Annotated in this window: 20 protein-coding genes; 7 read left to right on the forward strand and 13 right to left on the reverse strand. The window is 63.3% G+C overall.

Features of this window, described 5'->3' with window-relative positions; translation table 11 throughout:
• Positions 1–9: 9 nt before the first annotated feature.
• The 6 genes from CXP40_RS13605 to CXP40_RS13630 form a co-directional block, all read right to left on the reverse strand.
• Positions 10–843, reverse strand: coding sequence for a carbohydrate ABC transporter permease (locus tag CXP40_RS13605; RefSeq protein ID WP_106734170.1), 834 nt, complete (start codon positions 841–843; stop codon positions 10–12).
• 10 nt (positions 844–853) lie between these two features.
• Positions 854–1,786 carry a carbohydrate ABC transporter permease gene (locus CXP40_RS13610; RefSeq protein WP_106734171.1) on the reverse strand — a complete coding sequence of 311 codons (933 nt, stop codon included), beginning with the start codon at positions 1,784–1,786 and terminating at the stop codon, positions 854–856.
• A gap of 228 nt (positions 1,787–2,014) precedes the next feature.
• Positions 2,015–3,325, reverse strand: coding sequence for a sugar ABC transporter substrate-binding protein (locus CXP40_RS13615; RefSeq protein ID WP_106734172.1), 1,311 nt, complete (start codon positions 3,323–3,325; stop codon positions 2,015–2,017).
• Between the two features lie 227 nt (positions 3,326–3,552).
• Positions 3,553–4,458, reverse strand: a complete 906-nt coding sequence (locus CXP40_RS13620) for an AraC family transcriptional regulator (RefSeq protein WP_106734173.1) — start codon at positions 4,456–4,458, stop codon at positions 3,553–3,555.
• Between the two features lie 60 nt (positions 4,459–4,518).
• Positions 4,519–5,580: a PA0069 family radical SAM protein gene (locus tag CXP40_RS13625; RefSeq protein WP_106734174.1), complete on the reverse strand. Its 1,062-nt coding sequence runs from the start codon at positions 5,578–5,580 to the stop codon at positions 4,519–4,521.
• A 75-nt stretch (positions 5,581–5,655) separates the two neighbouring features.
• Entirely contained in the window at positions 5,656–6,642 is a 987-nt protein-coding gene (locus tag CXP40_RS13630; RefSeq protein WP_106734175.1) for a bile acid:sodium symporter family protein, read from the reverse strand.
• 81 nt (positions 6,643–6,723) lie between these two features.
• Here CXP40_RS13630 and CXP40_RS13635 point away from each other — a divergent pair, with 81 nt between their 5' ends.
• Complete coding sequence (locus tag CXP40_RS13635; RefSeq protein WP_106734176.1) at positions 6,724–7,515, forward strand: helix-turn-helix domain-containing protein; 792 nt, start codon at positions 6,724–6,726, stop codon at positions 7,513–7,515.
• A gap of 189 nt (positions 7,516–7,704) precedes the next feature.
• Here CXP40_RS13635 and CXP40_RS13640 read toward each other — a convergent pair whose 3' ends face one another.
• Positions 7,705–7,992, reverse strand: a complete 288-nt coding sequence (locus CXP40_RS13640; protein WP_106734177.1) for a YheV family putative zinc ribbon protein — start codon at positions 7,990–7,992, stop codon at positions 7,705–7,707.
• On the reverse strand, positions 7,989–10,037 hold the full coding sequence (prlC, locus tag CXP40_RS13645; protein ID WP_106734178.1) for an oligopeptidase A: 2,049 nt from the start codon (positions 10,035–10,037) through the stop codon (positions 7,989–7,991). Before prlC ends, CXP40_RS13640 begins: the two co-directional genes overlap by 4 nt.
• 130 nt (positions 10,038–10,167) lie before the next feature.
• On the opposite strand from prlC, the gene CXP40_RS13650 reads away from it, so the two are divergent.
• From CXP40_RS13650 to CXP40_RS13665, 4 genes are all read left to right on the forward strand, one after another.
• On the forward strand, positions 10,168–10,710 hold the full coding sequence (locus CXP40_RS13650; protein WP_106734179.1) for a gamma carbonic anhydrase family protein: 543 nt from the start codon (positions 10,168–10,170) through the stop codon (positions 10,708–10,710).
• Positions 10,707–11,207 carry a GNAT family N-acetyltransferase gene (locus CXP40_RS13655; RefSeq protein WP_177429665.1) on the forward strand — a complete coding sequence of 167 codons (501 nt, stop codon included), beginning with the start codon at positions 10,707–10,709 and terminating at the stop codon, positions 11,205–11,207. Before CXP40_RS13650 ends, CXP40_RS13655 begins: the two co-directional genes overlap by 4 nt.
• 154 nt (positions 11,208–11,361) lie before the next feature.
• Positions 11,362–12,333 (forward strand): hypothetical protein, encoded by a 972-nt coding sequence (locus CXP40_RS13660; RefSeq protein WP_106734180.1) that lies wholly within the window; start codon positions 11,362–11,364, stop codon positions 12,331–12,333.
• 59 nt (positions 12,334–12,392) lie between these two features.
• Positions 12,393–13,040, forward strand: a complete 648-nt coding sequence (locus CXP40_RS13665; protein ID WP_106734181.1) for an HAD family hydrolase — start codon at positions 12,393–12,395, stop codon at positions 13,038–13,040.
• A 73-nt stretch (positions 13,041–13,113) separates the two neighbouring features.
• Here CXP40_RS13665 and CXP40_RS13670 read toward each other — a convergent pair whose 3' ends face one another.
• Together CXP40_RS13670 and CXP40_RS13675 are read right to left on the reverse strand one after the other, a co-directional pair.
• Positions 13,114–13,344 carry a DUF1161 domain-containing protein gene (locus CXP40_RS13670; RefSeq protein ID WP_106734182.1) on the reverse strand — a complete coding sequence of 77 codons (231 nt, stop codon included), beginning with the start codon at positions 13,342–13,344 and terminating at the stop codon, positions 13,114–13,116.
• Positions 13,345–13,408: 64 nt separating this feature from the next.
• Entirely contained in the window at positions 13,409–14,470 is a 1,062-nt protein-coding gene (locus CXP40_RS13675; RefSeq protein WP_106734183.1) for an aminopeptidase, read from the reverse strand.
• Between the two features lie 124 nt (positions 14,471–14,594).
• On the opposite strand from CXP40_RS13675, the gene CXP40_RS13680 reads away from it, so the two are divergent.
• Positions 14,595–15,017, forward strand: coding sequence for a hypothetical protein (locus CXP40_RS13680; protein WP_106734184.1), 423 nt, complete (start codon positions 14,595–14,597; stop codon positions 15,015–15,017).
• Between the two features lie 59 nt (positions 15,018–15,076).
• On the opposite strand, the gene CXP40_RS13685 is transcribed toward CXP40_RS13680, so the two are convergent.
• From CXP40_RS13685 to CXP40_RS13695, 3 genes are all read right to left on the reverse strand, one after another.
• On the reverse strand, positions 15,077–15,502 hold the full coding sequence (locus CXP40_RS13685) for an OsmC family protein (protein ID WP_099526767.1): 426 nt from the start codon (positions 15,500–15,502) through the stop codon (positions 15,077–15,079).
• A gap of 226 nt (positions 15,503–15,728) precedes the next feature.
• Positions 15,729–16,730: an LLM class flavin-dependent oxidoreductase gene (locus CXP40_RS13690; protein ID WP_106734185.1), complete on the reverse strand. Its 1,002-nt coding sequence runs from the start codon at positions 16,728–16,730 to the stop codon at positions 15,729–15,731.
• Between the two features lie 192 nt (positions 16,731–16,922).
• A complete protein-coding gene (locus CXP40_RS13695; protein ID WP_106734186.1) occupies positions 16,923–17,951 on the reverse strand; it encodes an AraC family transcriptional regulator in 1,029 nt (342 codons plus the stop codon).
• 171 nt (positions 17,952–18,122) lie between these two features.
• On the opposite strand from CXP40_RS13695, the gene CXP40_RS13700 reads away from it, so the two are divergent.
• The gene (locus CXP40_RS13700; RefSeq protein ID WP_099526764.1) at positions 18,123–19,094 is read left to right on the forward strand and encodes a TAXI family TRAP transporter solute-binding subunit; all 972 of its coding nucleotides are present in this window, start codon (positions 18,123–18,125) and stop codon (positions 19,092–19,094) included.
• Positions 19,095–19,232 lie beyond the last annotated feature (138 nt).

The raw sequence follows: 19,232 nt of genomic DNA on the forward strand, positions 1-19,232 counted from the left end.
AGTCTCCCGTTATTTCACCGCGCCGAAGGACAGGCCGCGTACAAGTTGTTTTTGGCTGATCCAGCCGAAGATCAGGATGGGCGCACAGGCCAGGGTCGAAACGGCGGAAAGCTTGGCCCAGAACAGGCCCTCGGGGCTGGAGTAGGAGGCCACCAGGGCGGTCAGCGGGGCGGCGGCGGAACTGGTCAGGTTGAGCGACCAGAACGCCTCGTTCCAGCACAGGATCAGCGACAGCAACATGGTCGATGCCAGGCCGCCGCGAGCGATCGGCAGCAGTACGCGGACGATCTCCTGCCAGGTGGTGGCGCCATCCAGACGCGCCGCTTCGAGGATGTCCACGGGGATGTCCTTGAAGTAGGTGTAAACCATCCACACCACGATCGGCAGGTTGATCAGGGTGTAGATGATGATCAGTGCCAGGCGTGAATCGAGCAGACCGAACTGCTTGGCCAGCAGGTAGATCGGCACCAGCACGCCCACCGGCGGCAGCATCTTGGTCGACAGCATCCACAGCAGCGTGCGCTTGGTGTGGCGGGTTTCGAAGAAGGCCATGGAATAGGCCGCCGGTACGGCCAGGCACATGCACAGCAGCGTCGCCGAGACGGAGATCAGCACCGAGTTCCAGGCGAAGGCGAAGTAGTCGCTGCGCTCGTTGATGTGCAGGTAGTTCTCCAGCGTCGGGGTGAAGATGAACTGCGGTGGCGTGGCGAAGGCGTCGATCTCGGTCTTCAGGCTGGTCAGCACCATCCAGAAGATCGGGAAGAAGATCACCGCGGCGATTGCCCAGGCCAGGGCGCCGATGATCAGGCTCTGCAGGCGACGGGATTGTTTCAGCGTCAGCATCTCAGGGCCCTCACTGCTTGTCGGTCAGGTTCTTGCCGATCATGCGGATCAGCACGATGGCAGCGATGTTGGCGATCACCACCGCGATCAGCCCGCCGGCCGAAGCCATGCCGACGTCGAACTGCAGCAGCGCCTGGGTGTAGATCAGGTAGGCGAGGTTGGTCGACTCGTAACCTGGGCCGCCGCTGGTGGTGGTGTAGATCTCGGCGAATACCGAGAGCAGGAAGATGGTCTCGATCATCACCACCACGGCAATCGGCCGCGCCAGGTGCGGCAGGGTCAGGTGCCAGAAGATGGCGATGGGGCCAGCGCCGTCCAGGCGCGCGGCTTCTTTCTGCTCCTGATCCAGTGACTGCATGGCGGTCATCAGGATCAGGATGGCGAACGGCAGCCACTGCCAGGACACGATCATGATGATCGAGAACAGCGGATGGTGGGCCAGCCAGTCCACCGGCTGGGCGCCGAAGAACTGCCAGATGGCGGCGAGAATCCCCGATACCGGATGGAAGATCAGGTTCTTCCACAGCAGCGCGCTGACCGTGGGCATGATGAAGAACGGCGAAATCAGCAGCACCCGCACGATACCGCGGCCGAAGAACTCGCTGGCCTCCAGCAGCGCGGAGATCAGCACGCCGAGCACCACGCTGATCAACAGCACGCTGCCGACCAGCAGCAGGGTATTGCCGGCGCCGGACAGGAAGGCGGCGTCGGTGACGAAGTATTCGAAGTTCTCCAGGCCGACGAAATCGTTCTCGCCGGGGTAGAGCAGGTTGTAGCGGATCAGCGAGAAATAGACGGTCATGCCCAGCGGCACGATCATCCAGATCAGCAGCAAAGCGACCGAAGGGCTGACCAGAAACCAGCCGGGCGCCAGGCGCCGAGGCTTTTGCGCCACCGGCGTGCTGGCCTGCGCGGCGGGGGTATCGATGGCCGGAGAATTCATCATGCCTCCGAAGGCGGAATGGGTGAGGTATGGCGGATGGCGCATTACGTAGGGTGGGTTAGGCGCCCTGTCGAGCATCCCTGTCGCTGCGCGGTCAACATGGCGCCGCAACCCACCATCGACGCAACGCCGACTATCGCCTGGTGGGTTACGCGCCGCGCTTCATTTGCGGCGCCTTGACGGCTGTTGGATGGCGCCGCTAACCCACCCTACGGGACCGCAAGATGGCTACTTCGGATACCCGGCGCGTTTCATTTCTCGGGCCGTGCTCTGCTGGGCGGCCTGCAGCGCCTGCTCAGGCTGCATCTGCCCGGTCAGTGCGGCGGCGAACAGCTTGCCGACGCTGGTGCCGATGGCCTGGAACTCGGGAATGGTCACCAGCTGGATGCCTACGTAAGGCACCGGCTTGGCGCTGGGGTTGGCCGGGTCGGCCTTCTTCAGCGAATCCAGAGTGACCTTGGCGAACGGCGCAGCCTGCATGTAGGCATCGCTGTAGGTCGAGGCGCGGGTGCCTGGCGGTACGTTGGCCACGCCATCCTTCTCGGCGACCAGCTCGGCATAGGCCTTGGAGGTGGCCCAGGCGCTGAAAGTCTTGGCGGCGTCCTTGGACTTGGAACTGGTAGGAATCGCCAGCGCCCAGGAATAAAGCCAGGAGGCGCCTTTGTCGGTGACCTGGGTCGGCGCGAAGGTGAAACCGACCGAGTCGGCCACCTTGCTCTGCGAGGTGTCGGTGACGAAGGAGCCGGCGACGCTGGCATCGACCCACTGTGCGCACTTGCCGCTGTTGAACAGCGCCAGGTTCTCGTTGAAGCCATTGCTGGACGCGCCGGGCGGGCCGTACTTCTTCATGTTGTCGACGTAGAAGTTCAGCGCGTTCTTCCACTCGCTGCCGGTGAATTCCGGTTGCCACTGCTCGTCGAACCAGCGCGCACCGTAGGCGTTGGCCAGGGTGGTGATCAGTGCCATGTTCTCGCCCCAGCCGGCCTTGCCGCGCAGGCACAGGCCGTAGACGCCCTTGTCCGGCTGGTGCAGCTTGCCGGCGAATTCGGCCATCTGCTCCCAGGTCGGTTGCTCGGGCATTTCCAGGCCGGCCTGTTCGAACAGATCCTTGCGGTAATAGGTGATCGAGGCTTCGGCATAGAACGGCAGGGCGTACAGCTCGCCCTTGACGGACAGGCCTTCGCGCACCGAGGGGAAGACGTCGTCGAGGTCGTAGTCGGCCGGCAGCTCGGTCATCGGCTCCAGCCAGCCTTTCTCGCCCCACAACGCGGCTTCGTACATGCCGATGGTGAGCACGTCGAACTGGCCGCCCTGAGTGGCGATATCGGTGGTCAGGCGCTGGCGCAGCACGTTTTCCTCGAGCACCACCCATTTCAGGCGGACGTCGGGGTTCTGTTCTTCGAAGGTCTTGGCGAGCCGCTGCATGCGGATCATGTCGCTGTTGTTGACCGTGGCGATGGTCAGGGTTTCGGCACCCTGGGCGACCACGGTGAGGGACAGGCAGGAGGCTGCAACGAGTGCTTTGATCGAGTTGTTCATGTTTGTGAACTCCTCTCCCGCGCCAGCACGGCTACGGAAGAACGTTATTGTTTTTGTTTCGCTCGGGCCGGATTACACCCCCGCAAGCGCGTGCGGACAAATCCTTGAACGCACAGCTATCGATACTTTTTTGCACTCGAAGAGGAAGCGCAAACCAATCAGGCCGTCGGAGAAACTGCCTGGCATGAGGGTTTTGGACGATATTGGCGCAGAGTGCTGCTGCTGATTCAGTACAGGTTTTGCTCGGTCAGGCGCTGCACCGCGAGCTTGCGATAGCCCGATGGGGTCATGCCCTTGAGCTGCTGGAAACGGCGGTTGAAGTTGGAAATGTTGCTGAAGCCGGACTCGAAGCACACGTCGGTCACCGGCTTGTCGCTCTTGCTCAGCAGCTCGCAGGATTTGCTCACCCGCAGGCGATTGACGAACTCGACGAAGCCGCGGCCGGTGGCCTGCTTGAAGAAACGCGAGAAGTAGGTGGTGGTCATGCCCAGGTGTTCGGCGACTTCTTCCTGGCTGATGCCCTGCGCGTAGTGCTGGAAGATGTAGTCCACCGCCCGGTTGATGCGTTCGACATGCTGCTCGTCGCCCAGCTCCGACGAGGTCACGGCCGAGAGCAACTGGTAATCCTCGCTGCCGGCGAGCAGCTCCATGAGGATGAAGAAATGGCCGAGGCGAGTGATGCCACGGCCACTGGCGATCTTGCCCATCAGCACGCTGGCTTCGCGAATCATCTGTGGGTCACGGAACTCGATGCCGAACTGCGCGCGGGCCAGCAAGGGTTGCAAGACATTGAGCTCGGCGAACACGGCGGTACCGCTTTCCAGTACTTCATCGGTGAAGTTGACCAGCATGTCGCGTGTTTCCACCACCTCGCCTTCCTCGACCTGGCTGATCCAGTTGTGTGGCAGACCAGGGCCGGTGAGGAACAGGGTGTAGGGGGAGAAGTTGCCGATGTAGTCGCCGATGAATACCTTGCCGGAGCTGGCGACGATCAGGTGCAGCTCGTATTCCTTGTGAAAGTGCCAGCGCACCAGGGGCGAGGGAAAGCCGTGCTGACGGTAGATCAGCGAATGGCCTTCGTGGTCGTCCATCAGTTCGTAGGACGGGTCGGCTACGCGGGATGTGCGGTTCATGGTTGTCGTTGGCCAGTACCTCGATCACCACGTTTTAACATATCGAGACGGGCTGCCAAGTCAGAGCAGGCTCAATTGCGCACCCGGCGGGCAGAACTGCGAACAGTCCAGCATCACGCTGCCGCGCCGATCCAGGCCGAGCTTGCGTCGCGCCAGACGAAAACGCTGTTCCAGCAGATTGGCGAACTGGCCCTCGCCACGCATGCGGCTGCCGAAGCGGCTGTCGTAATTCTTGCCGCCGCGGCTCTGGCGAATCAGGCTCATCACGTGTGCGGCACGCTCCGGAAAGTGCACTTGCAGCCACTCCTCGAACAACCCGGCGATCTCCAGCGGCAGGCGCAGCAGCACGTAGCCGGCCGAGCGAGCACCGGCATCACGGGCGGCTTCGAGTAGCGCTTCCAGTTCCATGTCGTTGATCTGTGGAATCATCGGCGCGCACATCACGCTTACCGGAACACCTGCCTCGTGCAGCGTGCGCATGGCACGCAGGCGAGCTGCTGGAGCGGCGGTACGCGGCTCCATGATGCGTTTCAGCTCGTCATCCAGGGTTGTCAGGCTGAAGGCCACGCTGACCAGGTTGTGGTGGGCCAGCTCGCTGAGCAGGTCGAGGTCGCGCAGGATCAGCGAGCCCTTGGTGATCAGGTGCAGCGGGTGCTTGTAGCGCAGCAGGATTTCCAGGGTCTGGCGGGTCAGGCGCTGTTCACGCTCGATGGGCTGGTAGGCGTCGGTATTCATGCCAAGGGCAATCGGCTGGGGCACGTAGCCGGGTTTCTGCAACTGCTCTTCGAGGCGCTCGGCAAGATTGGTCTTGGCGATCAGGCGGGTTTCGAAGTCGATGCCGGGCGACATGTCCCAGTAGGCGTGAGTTGGCCTGGCGAAGCAGTAGATGCAGCCATGTTCACAGCCGCGGTAGGGGTTCACCGAGCGGTCGAAGCCGACGTCCGGCGAGTTGTTGCGAGTGATCGCTGTCTTCGCCTGCTCCTTGCGCACTTCGGTGGCGCGGCTTGGTGGTGTTTCGTCCTGATACCAGCCGTCGTCTTCCTGCTGCGAGCAGGTTGGCGCATAGCGGTTGTGCGGGTTGCTGGCGGTGCCACGGCCACGTGGCGGCAGGCTGACGGACATGCTCGGACTCCAAAATATACTGTATAAAAATACAGTTATTTCGAGCCCGAGCAAGTCCTTCTATCGCGGCGTCGATCAGACGGCCGCGGTCTGCGGTGCCTCCTCACGTTTGGCGTAACGCTGCGCCAGCACCGCGCAGACCATCAGCTGGATCTGGTGGAACAGCATCAGCGGCAGGATCAGCACGCCGATGGCGCTGCCGGCGAACAGCACCTGTGCCATCGGCACACCGGTGGCCAGGCTCTTTTTCGAGCCACAGAAGAGGATGGTGATGCGGTCTTCCAGGCTGAAGCCCAGCCATTTGCCCAGCAGGTGGGTCAGCACCAGGGCCAGCGCCAGCAACACGCAGCAGGCGGCAATCACCAGCAGCAGAGTGGCCAGCGGTACTTGTTGCCACAGGCCGCCAATCACCGCGGCGCTGAAGGCGGTGTAGACCACCAGCAGGATCGAGCTCTGGTCGACGTATTTCAGCCAGCTCTTGTTCTGGTTGACCCAGCCGCCGATCCAGCGCTGAGCGATCTGGCCGAGCACGAACGGCAGCAGCAACTGCAGGCTGATCTTGCCGATGGCGTCGAGGGTTGAGCCGTTGTCGCCGTGCACGCCCATCAGGAAGGCCACCAGCAGCGGAGTGAGGAAGATACCCAGCAGGCTGGAGGCGGCAGCGCTGCAGATCGCCGCCGGAATGTTGCCGCGCGCCAGAGAAGTGAAGGCGATGGCCGATTGCACGGTGGCCGGTAGGGCGCACAGGTAGAGCATGCCCAGGTACAGCTCTTTGCCCAGCAGCGGCTCCAGTGCTGGCCTGAGCGCCAGGCCGAGCAGCGGGAAGAGGATGAAGGTGCAGGCGAACACCAGCAGGTGCAGACGCCAGTGCCCGGCGCCAGCAAGAATCGCCTGGCGCGAAAGCTTGGCGCCGTGCATGAAGAACAGCAGGGCGATGGCCAGGTTGGTGATCCACTCGAAGATCGTGGCGATCTGGCCGCTGGCAGGCAGCAACGTGGCGGCGAGCACCACAGCGAGCAGGGTCAGGGTGAAATTATCGGGCAGCAGGCGGCGCAGGAACATGGCGAATCTCGGACTTGCGATACAGGAGGGCGCCAGACTATCGTCATCGAAAATTTCCGGCTAACGCTAAAGAGCCAGCAAGTGTCGACAAACAGACAGCTCGCTACCCTGCATCGCAGCCTGCCCGAGCTGCCGAGCCTGCCTCGGCCGCTCTATGGCCGCACCGAATCGCTGACCAACCGCGCCCTGACCTTTCGCCATACGCACCCCTGGGTGCAACTGTCCTACGCTATCGCCGGGGTACTCGAGGTGCAGACTCTTGGCGCGCGCTTCGTCGCTCCGCCACAGCGCGCGGTGTGGGTACCGGCAGGTGTCGAGCACCAGGTGTTCAGCTCGCCGCGTACCGAGATGCGCAGTCTGTACATCGACGGCAGCGCGGTGTCCTGGGGGCCGGCCGAATGTCGAGTGCTGGCGGTCAGCCCACTACTGCGCGAGCTGATTCGCGGCTTCAGTGCGTTACCGGCCGAGTATGACGAGCAGGGTGCACCTGGCAGGCTGGCTGCGGTGTTGCTGGACGAATTGCGCGCTGCACCGGACGTGGCGCTGATGCTGCCGCTGCCGCAAGACGCGCGGCTGCGTGAGGTGTGTCAGGGGCTGGAGGATGCGACGCTGCGTCAGCTGGGGCTGGCCGAATGGGGCGAGCGCCTGGGGGTGTCGGAAAAGACCCTGAGCCGGTTGTTCCTGCGTGAAACGGGCCTGAGCTTTCGCGTATGGCGCCAGCGCCAACGCCTGCTCGATGCGCTCACCCCGCTGGAGCAGGGCGAGCGTGTCACCGATGTGGCGCTGGCCTGCGGCTATGACTCGCTATCGGCGTTTATCGCTGCTTTTCGACGCCAGTTCGGTGCGACGCCCGGGGAGTTTTTCCGCGAGTAAAGTCATGCGGGTGCAACTCGCCTGCATCATCGGCGCAACACGATCCATCGCTTGGTGGATTACGTGGGGCGGCCATCCGAGCACGCGACCTCTATTGGTGCTTGCGAAATCGACGTTCTGCTCCGCTAACCCACCCTACAGAACTAACAAGCGGCCGTTGTGTAGCCCGGATTGCATCCGGGCTACGCGCTATTCCTTCGGCTTCTTCAGCTTCGGGTTGGGAAAGAACTGCACCGCCTGCACGTTGGGGTCGGGAGCCTTGGGCTTCAGGCCGCTGACGTTGACCCGCGTGGGAATCTCCTTGGGCACCGAGTTGCCGCGTGCGTCGAGGGTGTCGGCATAGCCGCACTTGACGCATTCACGGTGCGGCACGCCGTCGACGTTCCACATCTTGATGCTGTCGGTCTCGCTGCACGCCGGACACACGGCGCCGGCGATGAAGCGTTTTGGCGTGCTGTTCAGCGGGGCGTCGCTCATGCGGCCTCCTGGCTCAGGCCGAGGTGACGCAGCAGGGCGTCGATGCTCGGTTCACGACCGCGGAAGTCGACGAACAACACCATCGGCGCCTGCGAGCCGCCACGGGCGAGGATCGCTTCGCGGAAGGCGCGGCCGGTATCGGCGTTGAACACGCCTTCTTCCTCGAATTTCGAGAAGGCATCGGCGCTGAGCACTTCGGCCCATTTGTAGCTGTAGTAACCGGCCGCATAGCCACCGGCGAAGATGTGTGCGAAGCCGTTGGCGAAGCGGTTGTAGGCTGGCGGGCGCAGCACCGAGACTTCGCTGCGGATCGCCTCGATCACGTCCAGCGCGCTGCGGCCGTCGCCGTGGGTGGCGTGCAGCTCGAAGTCGAACAGGGAGAACTCCAGCTGGCGCACCATCATCAGCCCGGACTGGAAGTTCTTCGCCGCCAGCATCTTGTCCAGCATGGCCTGTGGCAGCGCCTCGCCGGTTTCATAGTGGCCGGAGATCAGCGCCAGGCCTTCCGGTTCCCAGCACCAGTTCTCCATGAACTGACTGGGCAGCTCGACCGCGTCCCAGGCCACGCCGTTGATGCCCGAGGCGCCGGCATGCTCGACGCGGGTCAGCAGGTGATGCAGGCCATGACCGAACTCGTGGAACAGCGTGGTGACCTCGTCGTGGGTCAGCAGCGCCGGTTTGCCGCCGACCGGCGGGGTGAAGTTGCACACCAGGTTGGCTACCGGGGCGATCAGTTGGCCGTCGGCAGTGCGGCGTTTGTCGCGTGCGCCGTCCATCCAGGCGCCGCCTCGCTTGTTGGCACGGGCGTAGAGATCGAAGAAGAAACGACCGACGTGCTGGCCGTTTTCCTGAATCTCAAACAGGCGCACGTCCGGGTGCCAGGTGTCGAAGCCTTTCAGCTCGCGAATCTCGATGCCGTAGAGCTTCTGCACGATGGCGAACAGGCCGGTGAGCACCTTGTCCACCGGGAACCAGGCGCGCACTTCTTCCTGGGAGATGCTGTAGCGCTGCTGGCGCAGGCGCTCGCTGTAGTAGCCGACGTCCCAGCTTTGCAGGTCATCCAGGCCCTGCTCGGTGGCGAAGGCTTTCAGCTCACTCAGATCCTGCTCGGCGAAGGGCTTGCTGCGTACCGCCAGATCGCGCAGGAAGCTCAGCACCTGATCGGTGTTCTCGGCCATCTTGCTGGCCAGGCTCAGTTCGCTGTAGTTGGCGAAGCCGAGCAGGCGCGCCAGTTCCTGACGCAGGTCGAGAATCTCGGCCATCAGCGGGCCGTTATCGTTCTGCCCGGCATTCGGGCCCTGGTCGGAGGCGCGGGTGCAGTAGGCGGCATACACCTCTTCGCGCAGCGCGCGGTCGTCGGCGTAGGTCATCACCGCGTAGTAGCTGGGGAATTCCAGGGTGATCAGCCAGCCGTCCAGGTTCTTGGCCTCGGCGGCCTGCTTCATCTGCGCCTTGGCCGAGTCGGTCAGGCCGTTCAGGCGCGCCTCGTCGGTGATGTGCTTGGTCCAGGCCTGGGTAGCGTCGAGCAACTGGTTGGAGAATTTGCTGGTCAGCTCGGACAGGCGCATCTGGATTTCGCCGTAGCGCTTCTGCTGCTCGGCCGGCAGGTCGATGCCGGACAGGCGGAAGTCACGCAGGGCGTGTTCGAGAATGGTCTGCTGCGCCACGTCGAAGCTGGCGGCAGCCGGGCTCTTGGCCAGCGCGTCATAGGCCTCGAACAGCGGCTTGTTCTGGCCCATTTCGGTCCAGTATTCCGACAGTTTGGGCAGGCAGGCCTCGTAGGCCGCACGCAGCTCGGCGCTGTTGCATACGGCGTTGAGGTGGCTCACCGGGCTCCAGGCACGGCCCAGGCGCGCGCCGAGTTCGTCCAGCGCCAGCACCAGGCCGTCCCAGCTCGGATTGGCCTGCTGCGCCTCGAGCAGTTTGGCGATGGCGGTGCGGCTGTCCGCCAGAATCTGGTCGACGGCGGGCTCGACGTGTTCCGGTTTGATTTGCGAGTAGGGCGGCAGGTCGAAGTCTTGCAGCAGGGGATTGTTCGCGGTCACGACGAGGCACCTGTGGCGAATGAATGTGGGGTTGCGGCGCAGAGCGGCAATTTTTCTGGCGCGATTACAACCGACATGGGGGTGATCTTAATTAGAATCAAGCTTTCCCGCAGCCCAGGAGATTTCTATCGTGGCGATTCGTACTTACCAACAAGCCACTCCACAGCTTGGCGAACGGGCTTTCGTCGATGCCAGCGCCGTGGTCATCGGTGACGTCGAACTGGGTGAGGACAGCTCGGTCTGGCCGATGACCGTGATCCGTGGCGACATGCACTGCATCCGCATCGGTGCGCGCACCAGCGTGCAGGACGGCAGCGTGCTGCACATCACCCACGCCGGGCCGTTCAACCCCGATGGTTACCCGCTGATCATCGGTGATGAAGTGACCGTCGGGCACAAGGTCACCCTGCATGGGTGCACCCTCGGCAACCGGATTCTGGTCGGCATGGGCAGCATCGTCATGGATGGCGCGGTTGTCGAGGACGAAGTGATCATCGGCGCAGGCTCACTGGTGCCGCCGGGCAAACGCCTGGAAAGCGGCTATCTCTACGTCGGCAGCCCGGTGAAACAGGCCCGCCCGCTGACTGACAAGGAACGCAACTTCTTCAGCTACACGGCCGGCAACTACGTGAAACTCAAGGATCTGCACCTGGCTGAAGGCTACGACCAGTGAGCGATGAACTGATCATCCGGCCCATCGAGGCAGCCGATTTCGACCAGGTCTGGCCGATCATCCGTGACGTGGTGCAGGCGCAGGAAACCTACGCCTTCGACCCGAACATGGATCGCGAAACAGCCTGGAAAACTTGGGTCGAACTGCCCCGCGCGACCTTCGTTGCCGAGCAGGGCGGGCAGGTTCTCGGTACCTACTACATCAAGGCTAATGCCGCTGGGCCGGGTGACCACGTATGCAACTGCGGCTACATGACCGCCCCGGCCGCCCGTGGCCGCGGCATCGCCAGCCGGCTCTGCGCTCATTCGCTGGACGTGGCACGTGAGCTGGGTTTCAGCGCCATGCAGTTCAACAGCGTGGTGGCCACCAACGAGGTCGCGGTGGCGCTGTGGCAGAAACACGGCTTCGCGATTGTCGGGACCTTGCCCAGGGCCTACCGCCACGCCCGGCATGGATTGGTGGATTGCCATGTGATGTTTCGTAGTTTGCTGGACTGATAAGCACGCGCTAGTAAGGCGGATGAGTAGCCAGGTGTCTGCATCGACTGCATCGACTGCAGCACGCAAACGGGCTTTTGCACTTTCCTGCGTCAACAAGGTAGTTATTCTCCGACTACCTCCAACGGACTGTTTCGACGACAAGGATCGCCCCATGACCGAACCCAATCCCTTCGCTCCCGAACCGCTCGCGCCGACATTGGGCGCAAGGCAACTGCCGGTGTTGCCGCTGCATCTGGTGGGTGTGGCGCTGCTGATAAGCGTGGTCAGCATTGCCGTCACGCTGATCGGGTGGCTGATGAACGATGTCGCCACCGATGCCATGTTCTGGCTGCGTTACGTCGCCAGCTACTGGCTAACCCATTTGCTGATGGCCGGGCTGGGTGTCTACTGGCTGGCCAATGTCTATATGGAGCGCCACTGCGTGGCGAGTTACCGGCAGCCGGCAGTGCTGTTGGTGAGCTATGGGGTGCTGTATCTGTTGCTGAGCTGGGGGCTGGGGTACGCCTCGGGGCATTTGTACATGTGGTTGTATGAGCAGACGGATACCTACGGCAGTGGGCGCCTGCTGATGGGCTTGGGCTGGTGGGGCGTCGGTTTGTTGACCTTTTGCCTCGAGGTGCTGCTACCGCTCTGGCTGCTGCTGCACCTGTTTCGACACCAGGCCGAAGTCGTCGCTGACGATTTGCAGGTGCCGGGGGCGACACTGGCCTGGTGCTTCGCGCTGGCCGTCGTGGTGGCTTCTTTGCAACTGGCCGGAATGACCACCCAGCTGCTGAGCGGCATGGCCTACGGGTACGAGCTGCAGGGCTGGGAGGCACTGGTCAATCTGGTGAATGCCGGGCTGTATCTGCTGGTCGCGTTCTTCACCGCACGTGCGGCACTGCCGGCGCAGGTGCGAGGATTTAATGGCGGACGGCTGGCCGCGGCGGTGGCGATCACCCTGTCAATGTGGATAGGCAGTGCGCTGCTTTGCGGCATTGTGCTGCTGGCGCTGCTTTGGCTTGGACTGGGCGACGCTCTCGTATTGATGCTGTTCTTCAGCCTGCTGCAACTGGCGCTGCTGTGGCCATTCACTCGCCTCGGGCTGCGTTGGGGCTACCGCGGGCAGGCCGCTCAGGCGTGAACCAGCAGGCAAAGGCGGGTATCCTTCGCGGCCGTTTCGATTGCGAATAGGCGCCCGCCATGCATCACTCCACCATTCTCTTCGACCTCGACGGCACCCTGACCGACCCGCGTGAGGGCATCACCCGTTCGGTGCAGTACGCGCTGGCCAAGCTGGGCATCGACGAGCCGGACCTGGCCGCGCTGGAGCATTTCATCGGCCCGCCCTTGTTGCAGTGCTTCATGGCCACCTACGCGCTGGATGAGACCACCGGCTGGCAGGCGGTCAATCACTACCGCGAGCGCTTCCGAGTGACCGGGCTGTACGAGAATCGTGTGTTCGATGGCGTAGAGACGCTGCTCGAGGCGCTGATAGCGCAGGGCCGTACGCTGTATATCGCGACCAGCAAGCCCACGGTGTTCGCCGAGGAAATCGCCCGGCACTTCGGCTTCGACCGCTACTTCAAGCGCATCTATGGCAGTGAGCTGGACGGCACCCGCACCAACAAGGTGGAACTGCTGGCGCATCTGCTGGAGTCGGAGCGATTGGCGCCCGGCTCGGCGCTGATGATCGGCGACCGCAAGCATGACCTGATCGGCGCGCGCAGCAATGGCTTGCAGGCGGTGGCGGTCGGTTACGGCTTCGGTAGTCGTGAGGAGTTGCTCGGCGAGGCGCCGGACTTTCACTTCGAGACGCTGGACGAGATGCGCCAGGCCTTCATCTGCTGAAACTGTAGGAGCGAGCTCTGCTCGCGAATGAACGTGAAAGCTTCGCGAGCAAGCTCGCTCCTAAAGGGGTGTATCAGCCGTTGCGCTGATAGACGATCTTCTTGGTGCCGCCGTCGCAGCTGCCGACGACCATGCTCTGATCCTGAACTTCGGCGTTGGGCACTATTTCCAGGGTGTAGCTGGGCACGTTGTTGGCCTGAATCTTCACTTCGATTTCCTGCTTGAGTTCTTCGCAGGGCTTGGGCGCGGCCAGCGCACCGCCAGCAAGGAGCATCAGGGCCAGGGCGGGAATCAGTCGTTGCATCGCTTGTACCTCCGGTGTTGGGCGAAAACCTGAGTAGGTTGGACTGGCAATGTGCCAATCAGTTCTAGTCGTCTTGCATCAGGCTTTCCAACGCGGCCCGACGATTTGCCTGCGGCAACCGACCGAGTGCTGCCACTGCGGCATAAAACGCTTGCCAGTCTCGGTCCTCCCGGGCGAATAGTGCTGCGAAAGCTGGCACCCATTGATCGTAGAGGCCAAAGGGCAGCAGCTTGGCGTTGTTCAGCGGGCTCTCGATCCAGGCGTCATAGCGACCCTGGCCGCCCCATTCGCGCTGGCGCAAGGCACGGTAGTCGCGGCGCAGGCGCTCGAACTCGGCCTGTTTGGCGATGCGCATGTCTGACTCCGGCAGGTCGCTGGCGTAGAGCTGTTGCAGGCGCTCGCGGCTGTTCAGCACCAGCTCGATGAACTGCTGGCGTTGGCGATCATCGCTGGCCGGCGGTGTTTCATTGCGGGCCGAATGCCACTGACGCAGCCCCTCGCGCTCGACGAAGGTGGCGAAGGACTCGTTGAAGGCCGTATCGCCTGGCAGGTAGTACTGCTGGTGCGCCAACTCGTGGAAGATCACCGCGATGAAGCGCTCGTCACTCCAGCGCAGCATGGTGTTGAGCAGTGGGTCATCGAACCAGCCGAGGGTGGAGTAGGCCTCGACGCCGCCGATGTAGGTGTCCAGGCCCTCTTGGCGCATTAGCGCGGCAGCACCGCGGGCGCGACCCTGCTGGTAGTAGCCGCGGTAGGCGACGCAACCGGCGATGGGGAAACAATGCAGTTCGGGGTCGAGGGAAAACTCCGGCGTGGCGAAGACATTCCACACCACGAAGGGACGCTCCAGGTCGGCGTACAGGCGATAGCTGCGGTTCTCGGGCAGTTGCAGCTGCGCGCTGGCAAAGTCCCGCGCCTGCTGGCTCAGCGTCAGGCGCCTGGCCAGATCGGGGTCTGTGGCAGGGTTGCTTACCAGCCGTTCGACCGGCTGGCGTGCTTGCAGCAAGTGCCATTGGCCCTGGCCAAGATGGGCGTAGTAATCGAGGGTCGAGCAGCCGCCCAGCAGCAGGGCGAGCAAGGGAACCGCGTAGCGGCGCAGTAGGTCTTTAGGGAAGGCGTTGGGCATGTCGTCACGCTAGCTGATCGCAGGGGTTGTCTCCAGCCCCACCGGTTCGAATACGCCCGTTTCGCCTCGGTTTTGCCTGCCTCCCGATGTAGGCTGGTGCATGAACCCTACCGTGGAGGTCGCCATGCGCGCCCTGTTTCTCGCTCCCGCCCTGATGATGCTCGGGGCCTGTGCTTCTCCCCTGCCCAAGCCGGACCCGCAGCAGGCCTGGGTCGAACTGTATTCCAGCGCCGATACCTTGCTGATGGCCGATCGCCTGGACGGCAAGCGCTGGCCGGATGGCCGCTACTTCCAGGTGACGCCCGGCAAGCATGAGCTGGAAACGCGCTTTCAGTTCGAGGTGCGTAGCGGTGGCTCGATAGGTATGCAGAGCGAACCATTGCGTATGACCTGCGAGATTCGCCTGCGCTACGACGACTTTGCGGCCGGCCAGCGCTACCGCGTCGAAGCACGCCAACAGCTGATGAAGGCGCAGGCGTGGCTGTATGACGAGCAGCGCAATGTGCTGGCGCGGGGTGAGGTAATGCGTTGTGGGACTGCCATCTAGGCCGGGGCTGTTGCGCACGGCGCACGCCGCTGATCATCGGGTGCGCCGCCGCTGCGAGGTCAGGCTTCGAGTATGCCTTCCAGGGTGATCGTGGCCTTCAGTACCTTGGAGACTGGGCAGCCGGTCTTGGCCGCTTCCACCGCTTTCTCGAAGGCAGCGCGATCTGCACCTGGAATTTTCGCGCGCAGCGTCAGGTGCACGGTACTGATTTCGAAGCCGCCTTCCACCTTCTCCAGGGTCACTTGCGCCTTGGTGTCGATGCTCTCGGCAGTCATGCCAGCGTCGCCCAGCTCTTTGGACAGTGCCATGGAAAAGCAGCCTGCATGAGCGGCGCCGATCAGCTCTTCGGGATTGGTGCCGGGCTTGTCCTCGAAGCGGGTGTTGAAGCCATAAGGCGATTCCTTGAGGGCACCACTTTCAGTGGAGATGGTGCCTTTGCCGTCCTTGATACCACCTTGCCAGTGGGCTGAAGCTGTCTTCTTCATGTGCGTCTCCCATCGTATGAACGGGGCCACCGGTCTGGCGGCCTGTTCTGATTCAGAGGGCGGCAACGCACACAAAGTTCGCACTTAGCAGGTCATTGAAAACTACCTGCGTTGCCATTGCGGCGTTAAAAGCAGGCTCAAAATGCTCATTTACAGCTCGTAAACTGCGCTTTTTCGCCTGCTTTTGCCTTGCACTGGCTGCCTCGCCTACGTTTTCAACGGCCTGCTAGCCGTTCTTCAGCTCGGCGAGGATATCGAAGGCGTGCAGGCGGTCGGCGAAGTCGTACATGTCGCAGGTGAAGATCAGCTCGTCCGCTTCGGTCTGCTCCAGCAACTGTTCCAGGCGCTGTCGCACGGTCTGCGGCCCACCGATGGTAGCCAGGCCGAAGAACTCGCCGACGGCCTGGCGCTCGTGCGGCAGCCATAGGCCGTCCATGCTTGGCACCGGCTTGCGCTGCACCAGGCTCTGGCCACGGATCAGCGCAAGGATGCGCTGGAACGCGGAGGTGGCCAGGTACTGCGCCTGCTCGTCGCTGTCGGCTGCCAGCAGCGGTACACCGAGCATCACGTAAGGTTTATCCAGCACCGCCGAGGGGCGGAAGTGGTTACGGTAGGTGCGCACTGCCTCATGCATGTAGCGCGGTGCGAAGTGCGAGGCGAAGGCATAGGGCAGGCCTTTCATGCCGGCCAGTTGAGCGCTGAACAGGCTGGAACCGAGCAACCAGATCGGCACGTTGGTCCCTGCGCCAGGCATGGCGATCACCCGCTGTCCTTCCTGACGCGGGCCGAGGTAGGCCTGTAGTTCTTCGACGTCAGTGGGGAAGTCGTCGGCGCTGCCATCACGGCTGCGGCGCAGGGCATGGGCGGTGTACTGATCGGCGCCGGGCGCGCGGCCCAAGCCCAACTCGATTCGTCCGGGGTAGAGCGTGGCCAGGGTGCCGAACTGTTCGGCGATCACCAGCGGCGCATGGTTGGGCAGCATCACCCCGCCAGAACCAAGGCGGATCTTCGAGGTGCCGGCGGCCAGGTAGCCGAGCAGCACGGAGGTGGCGGAGCTGGCGATGCCGTCCATGTTGTGGTGCTCGGCCACCCAGAATCTTTCGAAGCCGAGGCTCTCGACATGGCGGGCCAGCGCCAGCGAATTGTGCAGGGCTTGAGCGGCATCGCCATCGTCGCGAATCGGCGCCAGGTCGAGGGTGGAGAGCTTGATGGAGGCCAGTCGGCTCATAGGGAGTCTCCTCGTTGCGTGGCCGGCTACTCTAACCTCTCTGGTTCAGCCTGCGCACGCCAGGCGCAGGCATAGTCATCATCGACGCAGGTGATGCGCTGATACCGTGGCGACCGTTTACGGTCCGGGCTGCCTGGCCATGATGGGGCCACATGGCTCGCGCATAGCCGTGTTGGCGAACGAGCCTGCGACTCAGCCAGCGGCGTGCTGGGTGCGGTACTCGCCAGGCGTCAGGCCGGTCCATTGGCGGAAGGCACGGAAGAACACGCTGGGCTCGGAGTAGCCCAGCAGCAGGGCGATTTCCGCCGCTGGCAGGCGGCCGTCGCGCAGGTGTTGTTCGGCCAGTTGGCGACGTGTGTCGGCCAGCAGTTGCTGGTAGCTGCAACCCTCTTCGGCCAACCTTCGCTGCAGGGTGCGTTCGCTCAGATTCAGCGCGCGGGCCAGTTCGGCGCGGTCGGGCTCGCCATGCGCCAGTTGTTCGCCGAGCTGGCCGATGACCCGCGCGCTCAGGCTGGCACTGGGCAGGCGGGCGAGCAGGGTCTCGGCATGTTGACGCAGCAGTTGCTGCAGCGGCAGGTTGGCCTGCATAAGGGGCCTCTGGCACAGCGCGCGGGGCAGGGCGATGGCGTAATCGCTGCTGGCGAACTGCAGGGGGCAGGCGAATACATCTTGATAGGGCCCGAGGTCGTCCGGTGCATCGTGACGAAATTGCGCGCCGAGCAAATGGAAGCCGTCGAGCAGCGGCGTGGTCATCTGCACCCAGCAGGCCAGCATCGCCAGTACACGGATGCGGGTCGCCGGATGCTGCGGATGCAGCGGGCGGTACAGCAGCAACAGGCTGTCGTCGCGCGTCTCGATATGCAGCTCGCCGCCCTCGCCACCGAGACGTTGATAGCGCAGTGCGGCGTTCAGCGCATCGCCCAGAGTGGCACTGCTCTGCAGCAGATAGCTGAGCACGCTGAAGGGGCCGGGAGTCAGGTTACGTCCCAGCAGCAGGCCGGGTTCTGGATGCGGCAGGTGTAAATCCAGCTCATGCCATAGCGTCTGCTGGACGCTGAACGGGATGCGTGCGTCGGGGTCGGCCAGGTGCTCGTCAGTCAGGCCACAGGCACTGAGCAGCGCCTGACGGTCGAGGCCGAGGCGGCTGGCTGCATGCAGTACGGCCTGGGTCAGGCTGGCGCTGACCGAGGCCTGCGCGGATTCGTGAAGGGCGTTGGGCATTGGCCGATTCTGCCCAATGCCGGGAATGGGCGATAGCCCGCGCCTCACATAAGCGGTTACGACCGATTGGCCAACAAGGCGTGCATATTCGTCCTGAGCGGTTAGACTTCCCTCCCGGACGTCGCTCACAAGGCACGCTCGCTCAAAACAACAGAAAAAAGGAGATTTCCCATGAAAGGCAAATCCTTGGCATGGGTCCTGTCCGCTGCACTCGCGGGCACTGCCCTGAGTGGTACGGCACAGGCTGAAGAAAAATTCGTCACCATCGGCACCGGCGGCCAGACAGGCGTCTATTACGTTGCCGGCCAGTCCATCTGCCGTTTCCTCAACCGTGGCTCGGCTGAGCACGGTATCAAGTGCAACGCGCCAGCCAGTGGCGGCGGCGTGGCCAACGTCAATGGCATTCGCAGCGGCGAATTCAACTTCGGCATCATGCAGTCCGACCACCAGTTCAAGGCCCTTAACGGCGCTGCGCCGTTCGAAGCCGAAGGTGCAATGAGCGACATCCGCGCGGTGTTCTCGCTGCAGAGCGAAGTGTTCACCGTCCTCGCCCGTCGTAGCGCCAACATCACCAGCTTCGACGACCTCAAGGGCAAGCGCGTCAACGTCGGCAACCCGGGTTCCGGCCAGCGTGACACTCTGGAAGAGATCATGGCCGTCAAAGGCTGGGATCGTTCCGCCTTTGCCCTGGCTGCCGAGCTGAAGCCGGCTGAACAGGCCAGTGCTCTGGGCGACAACAATATCGACGCCATGACCTACTTCGTCGGTCATCCCAACGGCGCGATCCAGGAAGCCACCACCACCACCGACGCCGTCCTGGTTCCGGTGACCGGCGCCGAGATCGACAAGCTGCTGGCCGAGAAGACCTACTACACCAAGGCCGACATCCCTGGCGGTCTGTACAAGGGCAACGATCAGCCGACTCCGTCCATCGGCGGCAAGGCCGTGCTGTCCACCAGCGCCAAGGCTGACCCGGAAGTGGTCTACCAACTGGTCAAGTCGGTATTCGACAACATCGATCGCTTCAAGCGTCTGCACCCGGCCTTCGCTGACCTGAAGGAAGAGGACATGATCAAGGTCGGTCTGACTGCCCCGCTGCACGAGGGCGCCGAGCGTTATTACAAGGAACGCGGCTGGCTGTAAGCCCTCTGGCTCTGCCGGTCGATCCGCCAGGGCCATTAGTGATGCGTCGCCAGGCGCATCACTCGATTCGCTTCTAGTGTTAAACAAACCCGCAGGCGCAGGCCCGCGGGTTTTGCCGTTCTCCGATTACTCGAATGC

This window comes from Pseudomonas sp. YY-1 (assembly GCF_002843095.1).
Taxonomy (GTDB): Bacteria; Pseudomonadota; Gammaproteobacteria; order Pseudomonadales; family Pseudomonadaceae; genus Aquipseudomonas; species Aquipseudomonas sediminis_A.